The sequence below is a fragment of the Bradyrhizobium sp. CCBAU 45394 genome (assembly GCF_028128655.1).
Lineage (GTDB): Bacteria > Pseudomonadota > Alphaproteobacteria > Rhizobiales > Xanthobacteraceae > Bradyrhizobium > Bradyrhizobium diazoefficiens.
This window is the reverse complement of sequence record NZ_LBIX01000171.1, coordinates 160784-178906: the sequence shown is the minus strand read 5'-3', so window position 1 is coordinate 178906 and position 18123 is coordinate 160784. Positions and strand designations below refer to the sequence as shown.

15 protein-coding genes are annotated in these 18123 nt (G+C 65.4%); 7 read left to right on the top strand and 8 right to left on the bottom strand.

The genetic code is table 11. From position 1 onward, the window contains the following. Positions 1-25 precede the first annotated feature (25 nt). Positions 26-559 (bottom strand): DUF2244 domain-containing protein, encoded by a 534-nt coding sequence (locus WN73_RS28790; protein ID WP_011083514.1) that lies wholly within the window; start codon positions 557-559, stop codon positions 26-28. Between the two features lie 22 nt (positions 560-581). Between WN73_RS28790 and nth the strand changes: the two genes are divergently transcribed. From nth to WN73_RS28775, 3 genes are all read left to right on the top strand, one after another. Beyond that, positions 582-1334 (top strand): endonuclease III, encoded by a 753-nt coding sequence (gene nth / locus WN73_RS28785; protein ID WP_028172458.1) that lies wholly within the window; start codon positions 582-584, stop codon positions 1332-1334. Positions 1335-1472: 138 nt separating this feature from the next. Then, positions 1473-2609 (top strand): HlyD family secretion protein, encoded by a 1137-nt coding sequence (locus WN73_RS28780; RefSeq protein WP_028172459.1) that lies wholly within the window; start codon positions 1473-1475, stop codon positions 2607-2609. Then, complete coding sequence (locus WN73_RS28775) at positions 2596-4224, top strand: MFS transporter (protein ID WP_271555722.1); 1629 nt, start codon at positions 2596-2598, stop codon at positions 4222-4224. The genes WN73_RS28780 and WN73_RS28775 overlap by 14 nt, the downstream gene beginning before the upstream one ends. An 8-nt stretch (positions 4225-4232) precedes the next feature. On the opposite strand, the gene WN73_RS28770 is transcribed toward WN73_RS28775, so the two are convergent. Together WN73_RS28770 and WN73_RS28765 are read right to left on the bottom strand one after the other, a co-directional pair. Further along, complete coding sequence (locus WN73_RS28770) at positions 4233-4973, bottom strand: sulfate transporter family protein (RefSeq protein WP_028172460.1); 741 nt, start codon at positions 4971-4973, stop codon at positions 4233-4235. Between the two features lie 87 nt (positions 4974-5060). After that, positions 5061-6233: a phosphorylase family protein gene (locus WN73_RS28765; RefSeq protein WP_271555721.1), complete on the bottom strand. Its 1173-nt coding sequence runs from the start codon at positions 6231-6233 to the stop codon at positions 5061-5063. A 268-nt stretch (positions 6234-6501) separates the two neighbouring features. Here WN73_RS28765 and WN73_RS28760 point away from each other — a divergent pair, with 268 nt between their 5' ends. Then, the gene (locus tag WN73_RS28760) at positions 6502-8151 is read left to right on the top strand and encodes a S53 family peptidase (protein ID WP_271555720.1); all 1650 of its coding nucleotides are present in this window, start codon (positions 6502-6504) and stop codon (positions 8149-8151) included. A gap of 143 nt (positions 8152-8294) precedes the next feature. On the opposite strand, the gene WN73_RS28755 is transcribed toward WN73_RS28760, so the two are convergent. Next, entirely contained in the window at positions 8295-9710 is a 1416-nt protein-coding gene (locus tag WN73_RS28755; protein ID WP_271555719.1) for an MFS transporter, read from the bottom strand. A 330-nt stretch (positions 9711-10040) separates the two neighbouring features. Further along, complete coding sequence (locus WN73_RS28750) at positions 10041-10973, bottom strand: LysR family transcriptional regulator (protein WP_028172464.1); 933 nt, start codon at positions 10971-10973, stop codon at positions 10041-10043. 106 nt (positions 10974-11079) lie between these two features. On the opposite strand from WN73_RS28750, the gene WN73_RS28745 reads away from it, so the two are divergent. After that, on the top strand, positions 11080-12255 hold the full coding sequence (locus WN73_RS28745) for a CoA transferase (RefSeq protein ID WP_271555718.1): 1176 nt from the start codon (positions 11080-11082) through the stop codon (positions 12253-12255). Then, positions 12252-13199, top strand: coding sequence for a hydroxymethylglutaryl-CoA lyase (locus tag WN73_RS28740; RefSeq protein WP_161532828.1), 948 nt, complete (start codon positions 12252-12254; stop codon positions 13197-13199). Before WN73_RS28745 ends, WN73_RS28740 begins: the two co-directional genes overlap by 4 nt. A 179-nt stretch (positions 13200-13378) precedes the next feature. Here the strand turns inward: WN73_RS28740 and nikR are convergent, their stop codons facing one another. Both nikR and WN73_RS28730 read right to left on the bottom strand, forming a co-directional pair. Further along, positions 13379-13825, bottom strand: a complete 447-nt coding sequence (gene nikR / locus WN73_RS28735; RefSeq protein ID WP_271555717.1) for a nickel-responsive transcriptional regulator NikR — start codon at positions 13823-13825, stop codon at positions 13379-13381. Between the two features lie 207 nt (positions 13826-14032). Beyond that, positions 14033-16492, bottom strand: a complete 2460-nt coding sequence (locus WN73_RS28730) for a heavy metal translocating P-type ATPase (RefSeq protein WP_271555716.1) — start codon at positions 16490-16492, stop codon at positions 14033-14035. An 87-nt stretch (positions 16493-16579) separates the two neighbouring features. Between WN73_RS28730 and WN73_RS28725 the strand changes: the two genes are divergently transcribed. Next, positions 16580-16855, top strand: coding sequence for a metal-sensitive transcriptional regulator (locus tag WN73_RS28725; RefSeq protein WP_011083527.1), 276 nt, complete (start codon positions 16580-16582; stop codon positions 16853-16855). 179 nt (positions 16856-17034) lie between these two features. Here the strand turns inward: WN73_RS28725 and WN73_RS28720 are convergent, their stop codons facing one another. Beyond that, positions 17035-18027 carry a YiiX/YebB-like N1pC/P60 family cysteine hydrolase gene (locus tag WN73_RS28720; protein ID WP_271555715.1) on the bottom strand — a complete coding sequence of 331 codons (993 nt, stop codon included), beginning with the start codon at positions 18025-18027 and terminating at the stop codon, positions 17035-17037. Positions 18028-18123 lie beyond the last annotated feature (96 nt).

Sequence of the window (18123 nt, the reverse complement as noted above, 5' to 3'; positions counted from 1 at the left end):
AAACCACCCGATTTCCGACGTGAACTCAGCGGATGGGGTTGAAGGTCGGTCCGCGCTTGGCGGCGTTCAGCGCCTCAACCAAGCCATTGTAAAAGCTTGTTTTTTCTTCAGGTCCCAAAAACCCGGCGAGCTGGAGCCGGCGGCCGCGCGAGATCAGGTAGAGGTGTTCGAGGCCAAAATCCTCGTCGATCTCCAGGTCGAGCCGGACCCAGAGCGGATTGAACGTCCATTCGGCGACCTGGCCGCGATGGCTGACGCGCCGCACCCGCAGTTCCGAGGGCGTGACTACGATCTCCTCGCTGGCCCGCGCGGCGCGGAAATTGACCTTGAAGGCCCACCAGATCACCAGCACGTCGAGGCCGAAGAAGCCGAGCACCGGCCACGCGCCCATCATCAGGAAGACGAGGCCGGTGACGAAGCTGACGGCGCTCAGGAACAGCATCACGGCGAGGAAGCCGGTGCGGTTCAGCGAGCGGTGCGGCGTCAGCAGCGCCGAGAAGATTTGAGCTTCGCTCTGATCTTCAGAGTCCCTGCGCTCAATTTCGTTGCCTGTGCTCATCGTCCCTCAGTATATCCCGATCATGGCGAAAATCACCCGCAAGCCGGTCCCGCGCAAAGCAGCTGTGCCTAAGAAAAAAGCAAAGGCGGCTGTGGCGAAGCCGAGGGCCCCCGCGAAGAAATCGCTCAAAGCGATGAAACCTTGGACGCCCGCCGAGATCCGCGAGGTCTTCAGCCGTTTCCGCAAGGCCAACCCGGAGCCGAAGGGCGAGCTCGAGCACGTCAATCCGTTCACGCTGCTGGTCGCCGTGGTGCTGTCGGCGCAGGCCACCGACGCCGGCGTCAACAAGGCGACGCGCGCATTGTTCGAGGTCGCCGATACGCCGCAGAAGATGCTCGACCTCGGCGAGGAGTCCTTGCGCGAATACATCAAGACCATCGGCCTCTATCGCACCAAGGCGAGGAACGTCATTGCGCTGTCGGCCAAGGTGCTCAGCGAGTTCGGCGGCGAGGTGCCGCGCACGCGCGCCGAGATCGAGTCGTTGCCGGGCGCCGGGCGCAAGACCGCCAACGTCGTGCTCAACATGGCCTTTGGCGAACACACCATGGCGGTGGATACGCATGTCTTCCGCGTCGGCAACCGCACCGGGCTCGCGCCCGGCAAGACGCCGCTGGAAGTCGAGCTCGGTCTCGAAAAGGTGATCCCGGCCGAGTTCATGCTGCATGCCCATCATTGGCTGATCCTGCACGGCCGCTATACTTGCCTCGCGCGCAAGCCGCGCTGCGAGGTATGCCTGATCAACGATCTCTGCCGATGGCCGGAGAAGACGGTCTGAGGCAGTATTCGCCGTCATTCCGGGGCGATGCGCAGCATCGAACCCGGAATCTCGAGATTCCGGGTCTGGTCCTTCGGACCATCCCGGAATGACAGTGGTGAGATTCGCGTTCGGGCAAAGTGGCTTTGGGGACATGTCGTGAGTCAGCAGGATCAAGTTACGTCATCGCCGCCGCCTGCCGCTCCAGCCCCATCGCCCAAGCCGATACAGCCTCCCGCCAGCTCGCTGTGGAGCCGCCTCGTAATCCCGCTGTTCGCGGTCATCGTCGCGCTCGCTTTCGTCGCGCTGGCGACGCTGCGCTTCGACGAATGGGTCGGCAACGCGGTGATCCAGACCACCAATGACGCCTATGTGCGCTCCGAGCTGACGCGGCTGGCGAGCCGTGTCTCCGGCGAGGTGCTGACCGTAGGGGTGACCGACTTCCAGCGCGTCAAGGCCGGCGACCTCCTGATTCAGATCGATCCGGCGGACTATGAGGCGCAGGTCGCGCAGTCCGAAGCCGCGGTCGCCGCCGCGCAAGCCATGCTCGACAATCTGGCCAACCAGGTCGAGCTGCAATATGCGACGATCGCGCAGGCGCAAGCCGCGCGGCTGTCGGCCGAAGCCATTGAGGTCGAGGCGCGGCAGGAGCAGGAGCGTCAGCAATCACTGTCGCAGACCGAGTCCGGCACGCGGCAGCGGTTCGAGCAGGCGGTCGCCGCCTACGCCAAGGCGCAGGCCGACGTGCGCGCCAGCCGCGCCGTGATCGCCGCCCAGCAGCATCAGCTCGAAGTCCTGCAAGGCACCAGGAAACAGCGCGCCGCCGATCTCGACGCCACCAAGGCGTCGCTGGCGAGTGCGAGGCTGAAGCTCGGCTACACGACGATATCGGCGCCGTTCGACGGCGTCGTCGGCGAGCGCCAGGTGCAGCCCGGCGACTACGTCAATATCGGCACCAACCTCATCAACGTGGTGCCGCTGCCGAAGGTCTATGTGATCGCGAACTACAAGGAGACCCAGCTCACGCACGTCGCACCGGGCCAGCCGGTCGAGATCACCGTCGACAGTTTTCCGCGCGAGAAGCTGCGCGGCCGGGTCGAGCGGATCGCGCCGGCGACCGGCGCGCAGGTCGCGCTGCTGCCGCCTGATAACGCCACCGGCAATTTCACGAAAGTGGTGCAGCGCATTCCCGTGCGGATTCAACTCGACGACAACCAGCAGCTAACGGCACGGCTCGTGCCCGGCATGTCGGTCGTCACCAGCATCAACACCGCGGGCGCGAATGGCGGGAAATGACGATTCCGATCGCGGACCGCTCTCGCGCGGCGGCGTCGCGCCACAGCCCATGTTCGCCGTGGCGGCGGTGCTGCTCGGCTCGTTCCTCGCCAATTTCGACAGCCGTCTCACCACGGTCGGACTGCCCGACCTGCGCGGCGCGTTTTCGCTCAGCTTCGACGAAGGCGCCTGGCTCTCCACCGCCGGCATCGGCTCGCAGATCTTCATCGCGCCCGCGGTGGCGTGGCTCGCGACGGCGTTCGGGCTCAGGCGCGTGCTCGGGATCCCCAGCCTGGTCTACGCCGCGGTCTCGCTGATCATTCCCTTCGTGCACGATTATCCGACGCTGATTGCGCTCAGTGTCGTGCATGGTCTGCTGCTCGGCACCTTCGTACCGGCGACGCTGATGATCGTGTTCCGCAACCTGCCGATCCGCTGGTGGCTGCCGGCGATCTCGATCTACTCGATCCGCGTCGGCTTTGCGTTGGACACGTCGAGCTCGCTGGTCGGCTTCTACGTCGACCATCTCGGTTGGCAATGGTTATACTGGCAGGGTGTCGTGATCGCGCCGCTGATGGGCCTGATGGTCTATCTGGGCACACCGAGCGAGCCGGTGAACCGCGCGCTGCTGCGCGACGCCGATTGGGGCGGCATGCTGCTGCTCGGCGCCTCGGTCTCGATGATCTATGCCGGGCTCGACCAGGGCAACCGGCTGGACTGGCTGGGCTCCGGCACGGTGATGGCGCTGCTCGCCGCCGGCGCGGTGCTGTTCGCAGGCTTCCTCGTCAACGAGTCGCTGGTGCGCCAACCCTGGGCGCATGTGAACGTGCTGTTCTCGCGCAATATCGGGCTGTCGCTGGTGGTGATCCTGCTCTACACGCTGACTTCCCTTTCCAATTCATCGCTGGTGCCGAACTTCCTCGGTAATGTTGGCCTGCTCCGGCCGGAGCAGAGCGGTCTGCTGCTGTTGACCTACGGCGCGCTGCCGATGTTCGTGCTGGTGCCGATTTCGATCTGGCTGCTGCGTCATTTCGATGCGCGCGTGGTGACGGTGCTGGGCTTTGCCTGCTTTGCCGCCGCCAACCTCTGGGGCATCCAGCTCACCCATGACTGGGCGCGCGAAGATTTCATAGGCATCGTGCTGCTGCAATCGGTCGGTCAATCGACGACGCTGCTGCCGATCATCATCATGGCGCTGTCGAACTCCGATCCGAGCCGGGCCACGTCGTTCGCCGCCTATATCCAGATCATGCGGCTCGGCGGCGCCGAGATCGGCGTGGCGCTGATGGGGACCTGGCTGCGCGTCCGCGAGCAGGTCCATTCCTTCTATCTCGGTCAGAACCTCGGCGTCGGCGACGTCGATGTGGTGCGGACGCTGAAACAGCTCGCCGACCATTTCGCCGTCCATGGCGCCGGCCTGGCCCAGGCGCGCGCGGTGGGGACGCTCGCAAGCTTCGTCCAGCGCGAGGCCAATGTGCTCGCCTATATCGACGGCTTCTGGCTCTGCTTCTGGCTGGCGATGGCCGCGCTCGGCGTCGTCGCGCTGATCACCCGCGCCCCGCCGGGCCCGTTCACGCCGGCGCCGTTCGGCTTCGCCAAGATGCTGCTGCGCAAATGCGGGGCGCAGGTGACTTAAGTCCACCGTCACCGCATCTGCCGCGCCGGCTCGATCAGCTCGGGCCTCGGGCCCGACAGCCGCTTGTGCATGTGGACCATGAAGGCCATGCCGAAGATCGGCGTCGCCAGGTTGACGATCGGAATCGAGACGAAGGCCGCGATGATCAGGCCGGCGGCGAAGACGGTCGCGGCATTGTCGCGCCGCATCGCCTTGGCTTCCTCCGGCGAGCGGAAGCGCATCGCAGCGAGCTCGAAATATTCGCGTCCCAGCAGCCAGGCGGTGGCGAGGAAAAAGATCAGGAAACCGGCGCCGGCCAGCAGCACGAAGGGCAGCGCGATCAGATAGACCAGGATGGTCAGCAAGGCGGTCTTGACGCCCTCGTAGATCGCCTGGCTGAAGGGCAGCGCCACGCCCGGCCGTTCGGCGGGATAGTGTTCGCGCTCGACATGGTCGGCGACATCGTCGACGAACAGGCTCGCCACCAGCGAGGTGATCGCCGGCATCAGAAACACGGCCCCGAACACGACGCCAAGTCCCGCCGCGATCGAGACGATCCAGGCTAGGACCTCGAGCGATGTGTGCCAGCCGGGACCGAGCAGGCCCTCAAGCCAGACTTCGCCATAGGTCGCAAACCAGCTGAGCAGCCGCTGCAGGCCGATCGCCAGCACGGTGATCAGCACGAGCGCAAGCCCGATCGATCGCCACAGGATCGATCGCATCGGCGGCGAGATCATTTGCGACAGCGCCTTCACGGCGGCATCCAGCATGGGAGTTCCTCTCACGAAAACCACCCGCGAGAGGTAGACACCCTGGGCCGCTTCGGCAAGGGACGCTGACCCGCCAGCCCCTGCGGCTTACCGCTCCGCGGCGATACTGGCCCAGCAGGTGATGGCGCTACAGACCGTGCTCCAGCGGCCGAACCCCTTGTAGATCTGGGCTGCGACTTGCTCCTGCTGCTTCAGCGTGCCCTCGGCCTTGATCTGCGGGTCGGAGACGTTGCGGATCGCGAGCCAGCGCGGCGCCTTCTCGCCCATCTCCTGGGCCACGAGGCCAAGGATGGCGTCGCCCATCTCGGAGACGTCGCCGAGGCCCTGGAGATGGAAATGATTGTCCGAGGTGTCGAAGCCGAAGAAGTCGGTGGTGACCACGGAGGAGGACAGCCCGCTCGGCTTCACGACGAAGATCTTCGGCGCCCTGGTATTGTCCTTCGGCAATTGCCCGGCATTGGCCTTGAACAGCGTCTTGGCCTGCGCGAATTTTTTCGACACGGCGGGCCTGCTCGAAAAGTGCTCCTGCGCGAAGGGCTGCTTCTTGAATTTCGACAGGCAGTCGAAGCGCACGATCGGGCTGACGACGACGTCGCCGACCTCAAATGCCTTGCCGATGCCGCCGGCGGTGCCCGTGGTGATGACCAGCGTCGGCTGCACCTCGGTGATGATCTGGCGCCAGACGTCGATGTTCGGCAATCGCGGACCGTCCTGCGACATGTGCGAGTCGGATTTGAAGATCACGACCTTTTTCTTGCCGATCGTCGTGGTCCAGTAGGTGCCGAGACGCTTCAGTTCCTTGGCCGGGCAGCCGTTGCGCATCTTCTTGGAGATGGCGGCGTAGTTATGCGTGTAGGGCACGTAATCGTTGCGTGAATCCTTGCCCGGCGTCAGCACGCGGCTGAGCGCGTGGCCCTCGTCGACGGTCCAGGTCACGACCAGCACGTCGGCGCGCGGCAGCGGCCCCTTGCCATTGCCTTTCGGCTTCGGCCCGGTCTGCGGCGCGAGTCCCTTTGGCCAGGGAATGTCGGTGAAGCGCGACAGCCCGGTCGAGGTCGAGAAGGCCATGAACGCGCGGCCCTCGGCCGATTCGGAATCGAAATCGATGATCTCGCGCCGAAAGTCTTCTGCGGTGACCTTTGCGGTCTTCTTCGCCGCGGCATCCTTCACGCGTTTCACCACGAAGGTCTCGGGCGGGGGCGGTGTCGTGATCGGATCGAAACCAAGATTTCTCTCAACCCATTTGCGGTCGGCTAACATCGCATCGCCTCCGTCAATTTGATTTTGACAAATGTCTTTCGGTCGACCAGTCGGGCCGACGGGTGCAATCCTAGATCGAATTCATTGGCGTCGAATGGGTCGGAGCTATTGACCGAATCGAGGCCGGTTCGGGTCGCAGACAATTTCTCCTATCAAACAACAGTTATTCTGAAAAAAATTTGCGCAATGTCTGAACCAAGTGGCGACTGAGATTACACCTATAGTTGAGGTGCGACAATCTGCCTTCCAATCACAAACGGAGGAAGTCATGGCAAGCTCGACTAAGCGAGTTGCGCTGGTGAACAGCGCGAGGAAATTGCCGAAGGGGGCCAAGCTCGTCGGCGCGGCCGATCCCAAGCAGGAAATCGAGATCAGCGTTCGCCTCCGTGCCAAGCGCGCGCAGCCGGCGGAGGACGAATCCGTGATGGCGCTCGGCGCACAACCGCCGCGCGAGCGGCAATATCTCTCGCGTGCCGAATTCGGCGAGCATATGGGCGCCGACCCTGCCGACGTCGCCAGGATCGATGACTTCGCCCACCATCACGAGCTCAACGTCAAGAGCGTGCATCTGGCGTCCCGCACCGTGAAGCTGACCGGTACGGTGAAGGCGATGAGCGCGGCCTTCGGCGTCAAGCTCAACAAGGTCAGGCACGAGGGCGCGACCTATCGCATGCGCAAGGGCAGCGTGCAGATCCCGGCCGAGCTCGAAGGTATCGTGGTCGGTGTGCATGGCCTCGACAACCGCCCGGTGGCGCAGCCGCACTTCCGCAAGATGGCGAAGACGGGTGCGACGGCGCGTGCCGCACAGGGCGGCAGCTTCTCGGTCGAACAGATCGCAGAGCTCTACAACTTCCCGGGCGGCGAGACCGGCGCCGGCCAGTGCATCGCCATCATCGAGCTCAACGACATCGATCAGAAGGGCCATCCCACGGGCGCCGGCTACAAGACCTCCGACCTGCGCACCTTCTTCAAGAAGGCGGGCATCCCGATGCCGCAGATCGCGCCCGCGAGCGTCGACGGCGGCGCCAACAAGCCGGGTCATTCCGAGGCCGACGGCGAAGTCGTGCTCGACATCGAGGTGGCCGGCGCCATCGCGCCGGGCGCCAGGATCGTGGTCTATTTCGCGCCCAACACCACCAACGGCTTCATCGACGCGGTGAAAGCCGCCGTCCACGACGCCGCGCGAAAACCCTCGGTGATCTCGATCAGCTGGGGCGGACCGGAAGATGAGGACGGCTCGCAGCAATTCGTCGACGGCCTCAACGAGGCGATCCGCGATGCCGCCGCGATGGGCGTCACCGTCTGCGTCGCCTCCGGCGACAATGGCTCGGCCGATATGGGCGAGGATTGGGACGGCAAGCCGCACGCCGACTTCCCGGCCTCGAGCCCCTTTGCGCTGGCCTGCGGTGGCACCAACCTGAGGGCGCCGAACGGTCACATCCAGGAGGTGGTCTGGAACGGCGGGACGCAGGGTGGCGCGGGCGGCGGCGGCGTCAGCGTGGTGTTTCCGCGGCCGGCCTACCAGGCCCATGCCCACGTCCCGAAGTCGCCGTCGCACTCGGTCGGGCGCGGTGTTCCTGACGTCGCCGGCGACGCCGATCCAGCGACCGGCTACCAGATCTTCCTCAACGGCGTCGGCACCACGATCGGCGGCACCAGCGCGGTGGCACCGCTGATGGCCGGATTGATCGCCCGCATCAACGAGGCCACGACCAAGAAATTCGGCAAGACGGTCGGCTTCATCAACCCGCTGATCTACGCCTCGCACGCGCAAGGGGTGTTCCGCGACATCACGGTCGGCAACAACGACATCACCGGCGATCTGCACGGCATGTACAAGGCCGGCCCCGGCTGGGACGCCTGCTCCGGCCTCGGCGTCCCCAATGGCGCCGCGTTGCAGAATTTGCTCGCGGCCTGATTGATCCTCTCCCTCTCCCCGTCCTGACGGGGAGAGGGCTGGGTGAGGGGCTATTCCGCGGAAATGGTGAAAGCTGTTCGTCCGCTCTCTCCCCGTCATTGCGAGCGCAGCGAAGCAATGACGAACGCGGAGCGAGACGCGGGCTACACCGCGTCCAGCGGCCTGCCGCGCACGTTCGGACCGAACAGCGCCATCGCGATCACCACGATCAGCATCGCCGCGGTGATCAGGCCGAACACGCCGGTGACGCCGCCTTCCTTCAGCATGTAGGCGACGATGAAGCCCGAGAACGTCGCGGAGAGCCGGCTCATCGAATAGACGAGGCCGGAAGCACGTGCCCGGATCTGGGTCGGAAACACTTCGGTCTGATAGGCGTGGTAGGCGTAGGACATCGTGGTGTTGCAGGCCGTCAGCAGCACGCCGCAGACGATCAGCAGCGCGGGCGCGGTCAATTGCGCGAACGCCATGCCGAAGACGATGATGGCGACGCAGGCGCCGGCGATGATCCAGCGCCGCTCAAATTTGTCGGCGAAGCTCGAAGCGAGCAGCGGCGCGATCGGATAGGCGAAGGCGACGATGAAGGAATATTGCAGGCTCTTGGTGACGTTGATGCCCTTCTCGACCAGCAGCGTCGGCACCCAATTGGCGAAGCCGTAGAAGCCGAAGGCCTGGCAGAGGTTGAACACCATGAACAGGACCACGAGCGAGAGATAGGGCGGGCGGAACAGATCGGCGAAGCCGACATTCGTGGTCGATCGCACCGCCTGGCGCGCAGGCGACGTCGCGGGCCGCGACCCGGCGCCGCCGCTGGCGGCCTCCAGCGTCGTCAGGATGCGAAGCGCCTCCTCGTTGCGGCCGTGCCGCGCCAGCCACAGCGGGCTTTCGGGCAGGAACAGCCGGAGCACCCAGATGATCATGCTGGCGGCGGCGCCGATCAGCACCACCCAGCGCCAGCCCTCGACACCGTAAGGCGCGAGCGGCACCAGCCACCAGGCGAGGAATGCGACGACGGGGACGGCGACGAACATGATCGACTGGTTCACCGCAAAGGCGCGCCCGCGCATCCGGCTCGGCACGAGCTCAGTGATGTAGGCGTCGATGGTGATGACCTCGACGCCGATGCCGATGCCGGCGAGGAAGCGCCAGAACAGCAGACCTTCCGGAGAGGTCTGGCAGGCCATGATCACGGAGGCCGCGGTGTAGCCGAGCAGCGCATAGGTGAAGATCGCGCGCCGGCCGAAGCGGTCGGCGAGGAAGCCGAGGAAGAAGGTGCCGACGAACAGGCCGGCAAAGGTCGCGGCGACGAAGGCGCCGATGCCGGCGAAGCCGAAGAACGCCTGCGTCGTCGTGCTCAAAAGTCCGCTGCGGCTCAGGCCCGGCGCGATATAGCCGGTGAGGAACAGATCGTAGATCTCGAAGCAGCCGCCGAGCGAGAGCAGGATGACGAGGCGCCAGACATAGGGCGACCCCGGCATCGCCTCGAGCCGCCGCGAGATCTCGTCCGGCACGGACGGCGCAGCGCCGAGCTCGAAGCCTGTGTCGATGCCGACAACGCTCATGATGTCCTCCCCGAGGCGCGCGGATCGCACGCGGTTCCCGGCGGCTCATCTGTGTTGCGTGTCGTGAACTCTGCCGGATCGCGCCATGTTGGCCGGTCAAGGGCGGAAATCCAGAAGAACATATCGATGGGAGCGTTCGAGATTTTCGAACTCGGCGTTCTCTTACCTCGCCCCGCTTGCGGGGAGAGGTCGGATCGCGCTTGCGATCCGGGTGAGGGGGTACAGGTCTCTCGACGATCTCGCGTGGGGAGAGAGGCCCCTCACCCCAACCCTCTCCCCGTAAGAACGGGGAGAGGGAGCGCACCGTCATTGTGGCGCGCCAATCGCCCGTCACCCCACCAGCTCCGCCTGCCAGCCGCCGCTGCGCACCTGCTCGGCGATCAATGCGAGCATCAGGCGACGCATCTCTTCCATGGCGTAGGTCATCGGGCGGTTGCGAAGCCGGCAGAGGTAGAGCGTGCGGGTCAGCTTCGGCTCGATCACCTTGCGTGCGATCAGCCGGCCGGCCGCGAGCTCCTCCCGCGCGAACAGCTTTGTCGCGATGGTGCAGCCGAGCCCTTCCACCAGCGCGCCGGTCATGCCGGTGATCGAGTTGGCGTGCAGGATGGCGCCGCCTTCCAGCCGCTTGAGCAGGACGGGATCGTCCAGCAGCGCGCGCGAGGACAGGCCAAGACCGTAGCGAAGCAGGATCAGCGGCATCCGGCTCAGCTCCTCGAACCGGATCGGGGCCTTGCCCTTGCCGACCAGTTTTGGAATGCCGACCAGGAACATCTCCTCTTCGAGCACAGCTTCCGTGATCAGCTCCTTCTCCGAGGGCGGATTGTAGACCAGCGCCAGATCGACATTGGAGACCATCAGGTGCATCAGCGTCGCGCCAGACAGGCTCTCGGTGAGCGACAATTTGAGCTTCGGATATTTGGTCAGCACCGTGCGCATCAGTTCGACACCGATCGCCTTGACGCCGGAATTGGCCATGCCGATGGAGATGTCGCCGGCAATGACGCGGGCACCCTCGCGCACCTCGGTCTCGGCCTCCGCCATCGCGCGCAGGATGATGCGTGCGTGCTCATAGAGCCTTTCGCCAGCCGCCGTCGGTTCCATGCCGCGCGACTTGCGCTCGAACAGCGGCGTTGCGAACTCGGCCTCCAGGTTCGAGATATGATGGCTGAGCGCGGACTGCGCGACGTTCACCTGGTCGGCCGCGCGCGACAGGTTCCGCTGCTCGTAGACGGCGATGAAATAGCGGAGCTGGCGTGAATCCATGGGCGATCAAGCGTTCTGGAACTGCGAAGGCAATCTTCGACAGATTATATTTTTCAGAAGGCTTGTGAAGGCCTAGTCTCCTCGGTGGACGAACAGGGAGTGACGCATGACTGAGGCCGGATTGCCGCTGGAAGGCGTGCGGATCGTCGAGATGACCCACATGGTCATGGGCCCGACCTGCGGCATGATCCTCGCGCAGCTCGGTGCCGAGGTGATCAAGGTCGAGCCGCCGTCCGGCGACAAGACGCGGAGCCTTGGCGGCATGGGAACGGCGTTCTTTCCGCTGTTCAACCGCGGCAAGCGCAGCGTCGTGCTGGATTTCGAGAAGCCTGGGGATCGCGACAGCATGCACCGTCTGCTCGCGACGGCCGATGTGTTCCTGGAAAACTTTCGCGATGGCCAGCTGGAGAAGCAGGGGTTAGGTGCCGAGGAATTGCGCCGCCGGCATCCGCATCTGATCATCGCCGGCCACAAGGGCTTTCTGTCCGGCCCCTACGAGCACCGCCCCGCGCTCGACGAGGTCGTGCAGATGATGTCGGGGCTCGCGGCCATGACCGGCACCAAGGAGAAGCCGCAGCGCGTCGGCTCCTCCGCCAACGACATCATGGGCGGCATGTTCGGCGTGATCGCGATTCTCGCCGCGCTCTATCAGAAGCGCGGAGGCAAGCGCGACGGCGCCGACATTCGCATCGGCCTGTTCGAGAATTGCCTGTTTCTGGTCGCCCAGCACATGGTCGAATACGAGATGACCGGCAACAAGCCGCGCTCGATGCCCGAGCGCGAGCACGCCTGGCCGATCTACGACATTTTCGATGCCGCGGACGGCGAGCGCATTTTCATCGGCGTCGTGACCGAGGGGCACTGGCAAAGCTTCTGCCGGGAGTTCGGCCTGACCGAGTTTCTCGAAGATCCCGCCTTGCGCACCACGACCGACCGTATCCTGGCGCGGCCGCGGATCCTTCCGCGCGTCGCCGAGATCATCCGGCAGCGGAAGGTGGCAGAGCTGTCGCAAAAGCTCGACGCGCTCAACATCTGCTTTTCGCCGATCAACCGGCCCGAGGATCTCCTCACCGATCCCCATGTGCTGCGCCCGGGCGGGCTCGTCAGCAATTTCACGGCCGACGGCAAGCCGTTCCATGTGCCGGCTCTGCCGGTCGAGTGGAACGGCAGCCATCTCGGTGAAGGCCTGAAGGTCGCACCGCTCGGCGCCGACACATCGGCGGTTCGTGCCGAGATCGACAAGGATGACATCGCGTCAAAAGCCGCTGGGAGGCGTGCATGAGCCGGATCGAGACGATTTACCCCTCAGATCGCGTCAGCCTGCGCGAGGTGGGCCTGCGCGACGGGCTCCAGCTCGTGAAGAAATTTCCGTCAACCGAGGCCAAGCAGCGCTGGGTACGCGAGGAATATGCCGCCGGCGTGCGGCACTTCGAGGTCGGCTCGTTCCTGCCGGCCAAGACCTTCCCGCAATTCGTCGACGTGCGCGATGTCATCGGGGCGGTCGCGAACCTGCCGGGCGCTCATGGAATCGCGCTTGCGCTCAACGAGCGCGGCGTCAATGAAGCCCTCGAATCCGGCGTTGGCGAAATCGCGTCGGTGGTCTCGGCCACGGAAGAGCACAGCCAGGCCAACGCCCATCGCTCGCGCGACTCCGCGATCGCCAATGTCAGGCGGCTCTGCGAGATGCGCGATGCCAGCTCCCACAAGCCGCTCGTGAATGCCGCGATCTCGATGGCGCTGGGCTGCTCGATCACCGGTGCGGTTGATCCGGCCGAGGTCTTGCGGCTAGTCGACAAATGCCTCGAGGCCGGCGTCGATTTCGTCGCGATCGCCGACACCGTCGGCTACGCGGGCCCGAAGCAGGTCGCCGAACTGTCGCGCGCCGCGGTCAAGCTCGCAGGACAAAAGCCGATCTGCATCCACCTCCACGACACCCGCGGCATGGGCATCGCCAACGCCGCGGCTGCACTGGACGAGGGCGTGCGCATTCTCGACGGATCGCTCGGCGGCCTCGGCGGCTGCCCCTTCGCGCCCGGCGCGACCGGCAATGTCGTGTTCGAGGATCTCGTGTTCCTGTGCGAGAGCAAGGGATTTGCGACGGGGATCGACCTGGAGAAGCTGGTCGGTGTGCGCAGGATCTTGCGCGACGAGATGCCGAACGAAACGCTGTATGGCGGCGTCGCGCGGGCGGGCCTGCCGTGCGGGACGGCGGCGAAAGCGGCGTGAGCTTTTTTTCCTTCTCCCCTTGTGGGAGAAGGTGGCGCGAAGCGCCGGATGAGGGGTTTGTCTCCGCGAGCTCGAAGAGGAGTAGTCGCTGAGACATACCCCTCACCCGTCTCGCCGCTTCGCGGCGAGCCACCCTCTCCCACAAGGGGAGAGGGAGACGCACCGTCTATGCGACGGACTTACTCATGCCGATGCCCGTGCTTCCGCGCCTTCGCCGGCTTGCCTTCGCCCGTCGGGATCATCACCACGCGCCCATAGCGCACGCCGCGTTCGGCGATGATGTGATCGGCGAAATGCCTGACCTCGTCGGCCGCGCCACGCAGTGCCGTCATCTCCATGCAATTGTTGTCGTCGAGATGGACGTGCAGCGTCGCCAGCGCGAGGTCGTGGTGGCCGTGGAATTCCTGCACCAGGCGCTTCGAGAGATCGCGGGCGGCGTGGTCGTAGACATAGACGAGACCGGCGACGCAGGGGCCGGACTGCGCCGTGTCCTCTGAGGTCTGTTGCAAGCCGGCCCGCGCGAGGTCGCGGATGATCTCGGAGCGGTTCTGGTAGCCGCGCGCCGCCGCCGCGGCATCGATCTCCGCCAGTAGATCGTCCTCGATCGTGATCGTAATTCGCTGCATCAGGCCCTCTCCGCGCGTATCGCTCTTCTTACCTCGCCCCGCTTGCGGGGAGAGGTCGGAATTCAAGCCTAGCTTGAATTCCGGGTGAGGGGGACTCTCCGCGAGTCCGTCTTTTACCGGCTACGTGGTGGCAGCCCCTCACCCCAACCCTCTCAGCGCGAGCGAAGCTCGTCGCGGCCCCGTAAGAACGGGAGAGGGAGTGCGCCCTCACAGCCGGGTCGCACGAAGCCGCAGCGCATTCCCGACCACGCTCACCGAGGACAGCGCCATCGCCGCCGCGGCGATGATCGGCGACAGCAGGACGCCGAAGTTCGGATAGAGGATGCCGGCCGCGATCGGAATGCCGGCGGCGTTGTAGATGAAGGCGAAGAACAGGTTCTGGCGGATGTTGCTCATCGTCGCCTGAGACAGTTTTCGCGCTCGCACGATGCCGGTGAGATCGCCTTTGAGCAGGGTCACGCCGGCGCTCTCCATTGCCACATCGGTGCCGGTGCCCATGGCGATGCCGACTTCGGCGGCCGCCAGTGCCGGGGCGTCGTTGACGCCGTCGCCGGCCATCGCGACGCTGCGGCCGGCCTTTTGCAGCTTTGTCACCACCGCGCTCTTCTGGTCCGGCAGCACCTCGGCCTCGACCTCCGCGATGCCGAGCCGGCGCGCCACCGCTTGCGCCGTGGTGCGGTTGTCACCGGTCAGCATGATCACCTTGATGCCCTCGGCGGCGAGGGCCTTCAGCGCCTCCGGCGTCGAGGCCTTGACCGGATCGGCGATCGCAAACAGGCCGGCGAGCCGGCCGTCGACGGCCATGTTGATGACCGTCGCGCCATCGCCGCGCAGCCGTTCGGCCTCGGTGTCGAGGGCCTTGGTGTCGATCCCGATCGACGACAGGTATCGTGCGTTGCCGAGCACGATGGTCTTGCCGTCGACCTTGCCGGTCGCGCCCTTGCCTGTCGGCGAATCGAACGCCTCGACCTGGCCGAGTGTGAGCTGCTTCTCCTTGGCCGCGCGCACGATGGCGTCGGCCAGCGGATGTTCGCTGGCGCGCTCGACGCTGGCCGCCCAGCGGAGAATCTCGTCGTCGGCAAAGCCGGAAGCCGGCACGATCGCGACGACCTTGGGCTTGCCCTCGGTCAGCGTGCCGGTCTTGTCGACCACCAGCGTGTCGATCCTCTCCATCCGCTCCAGCGATTCCGCGTTCTTGATCAGGACGCCCGCCTGCGCGCCGCGGCCGACGCCGACCATGATCGACATCGGGGTCGCTAGCCCCAGCGCACAGGGGCAGGCGATGATCAGCACGCTGACGGCGGCGACCAGCCCGAAGGCCAGCCGCGGCTCCGGCCCGAACCAGGCCCAGGCCGCGAAGGCGGCGAGGGCGACGACGATGACGGCGGGCACGAACCAGCCGGCGACCTGATCGGCCAGCCGCTGGATCGGCGCGCGCGAGCGCTGCGCATCGGCGACCATCTGCACGATCTGCGACAGCAGCGTCTCCCGCCCGACCTTGTCGGCGCGCATGATGAAGCTGCCGGACTGGTTGAGCGTGCCGGCGATGACCTTTGCACCGGTTTCCTTGGTGACCGGCATGGATTCACCGGTCACGAGCGACTCGTCGAGCGAGGAACGCCCCTCCAGGATGACGCCGTCGACCGGCACCTTCTCGCCGGGGCGAACGCGCAAATGCTCGCCGGCATGGAGCGTATCGATCTCGACCTCGTGCTCGCTGCCGTCAGCCTCGACGCGGCGCGCGGTCTTCGGGGCGAGCTGCAACAGCGCCTTGATCGCGCCCGACGTGGCGTCGCGGGCGCGCAGCTCCAGCACCTGGCCGAGCAGCACCAGCACGGTGATGACGGCAGCCGCCTCGAAATAGATGGCCACCGCGCCGCCATGGCTGCGGAAGGTGTCCGGGAAGATCTGCGGCACGACAGTGCCGAGGACGCTGTAGATGTAAGCGACGCCCGTGCCCATCGCGATCAGCGTGAACATGTTGAGGTTGCGCGTCACCAATGATTGCCAGCCGCGGACGAAGAACGGCCAGCCCGCCCACAGCACCACGGGCGTGGCGAAGACGAGCTGGATCCAGTTCGAGAGTGTCTGGTCGATCCAGTTGTGCGGGCCCGCGAGATGGCCGCCCATCTCCAGCACCACGGCCGGCAGCGCCAGCACGCCGCCGATCCAGAACCGCCGCGTCATGTCGGCAAGCTCGGGATTGGGGCCGGTCTCCAGGCTTGCCACTTCGGGCTCCAGCGCCATGCCGCAGATCGGGCAGCTGCCGGGTCCGACTTGGCGGATCTGTGGGTGCATCGGGCAGGTGTAGATCGTGCCCGCCGGCATCTCCGGCTCGCTCGCCTTTTCCTTGGCGAGATACTTTGCGGGATCGGCGGCGAACTTGGTGCGGCAGCCGGCCGAGCAGAAATGGAAGGTCTCGCCGTGATGGTCGAACCGGTGCTTCGATGTCGCGGGGTCGACCGTCATGCCGCAGACGGGATCGAGCACCTTTGTCGCTGCGTCGCCATGGGCGTGATGATGGGCGTGGCCGGCATGATCGCCATGTCCGCCGCAGCATGAAGCTGCCGCAGGTTTTTCGTTCGGCGGCGTCGCCGCCTTGCTCGAACAGCCGCATCCGGTGTGACCGTCCGCGTCGTGATGATGCTTGTGCTCGGCGTCGCTCATTTCCATGCTCCGGCCCTGTGCCAGGTCTTAGTGTCAGGTCTTGATGTAGGTCTTGCAACCCATACCCGGTAGGGGTATATAGACGGCATGCGCAAGGACATCAAGACATCTGTCGGAAAACGTCTCGGCCGGATCGAGGGCCAGGTTCGCGGTCTGTCGAAAATGGTAGAGGAAGACCGCTACTGCATCGACATCGTGACGCAGATCTCGGCGGTGCGCGCCGCGCTGCGCCGGGTCGAGGAGGAGGTCCTGAAGGACCACGTCGCCCATTGCGTCGAGCACGCCATCACGAGCGGCGACAAGGCCGACCAGCGCGCCAAGATCGCGGAGCTGATGGCGGTGATCGGACGGGCGGAAAGATAGTTTCGTATTCGCCCGTCATTGTGAGGGGCACGGTATCTCCCCAGCGTCGTCCTGGCGAAAGCCAGGACCCATACCGCGGAATCTATCGATTGCGCTCGGTGGCGGTACCGAACGACGAGTCGTCGCCAAACCTCTCCCTGGGGTAATGGGTCCTGGCTTTCGCCAGGACGACGGCGGGGTTAAGCCGCGATCTCGCGCGCCCGTCTGCGGCGCCGCGGGCGGTACATCGCCAGCTTCTTCAGCAGCGAGATATGCTCCGGGACGGTGCGTTCGACCATCTCCGCCGGCTGCGCGGCCGCATCGCCCGCTACTTGCTCAGCCGGAATCTCATCCGGCGCCTCTTCGTCAGCCGCTTCAGGAACGAGCGGCGGCGCACTGATCGTTTCTGGAAACACACTGAATGTGCCCGCTACCTCCTCGAGCGGCTTCTGCTTGTCGGCCCAGTGCAGGGTGGTGTAGTCGAACCCGTGCACGATGGTGGGTTTGACGACTTCGAAATAGGGCGAGATGTCGAAGTCGCGGGGCATGTAGAGCGAGGAATCGCGGATGTGCAGGATCTCGCGGCGGGCGGCGCGGCTGCCGGCCTTGGTGATCTTGGGCAGGATCGGATAGCGCACGGCGTCGAACGCCTGCGCGATCAGCGCCGAGCAGATGATCTTTGTCGGATCGCCCGAGCCGATAGCGATCATGCGGCGCCGCCAGCGCTGCGGTATCGGCAGCGGAAACAGGAAGCGCATCAGGTCGACGATGTTCTTGGTGTCGTAGCCGAAGCCGATGCGGTTGATCGCATAGCGGCAGACCGTGGTGCGGTCCTCATGGGACAGCCCGACCGGGCGGCAGACCCGGGTGTGATAGGGGAAGTATTTCGACAGCGGCGCCGAGGTGACGCCTTCGCCGATATTGGCCTCGATCAGCACATGCGGCTCGCCGTTCGGCTCTTCCGCACCCTCGATCGGGCCGACATAGAGCGCGGCATGCGACCAGGTCGACTGCGTCAGGTATTTGATGATGCCGGAGATGCGGTTGTTGCCCTCGACCAGCAGCACGTCGCCGGGCTCGATGACGCCGCGCAGGTGCTCGGGGTCGCTCGGCGTGAACGGCTCATAGCCCGGCACCTCCTTCGAGAGGTACGCGGCAATCAGCTTGCCGACTGAATCTAGGACCGTCCCCATGTCGAGCTCCCCCGCGGCCTTTTCCGGCCGCCTTTTTTCCCTTCTCTATCATGGTCGAAACGTGTTGCAATTCGGTTCATCACTCTGTGAGATCAA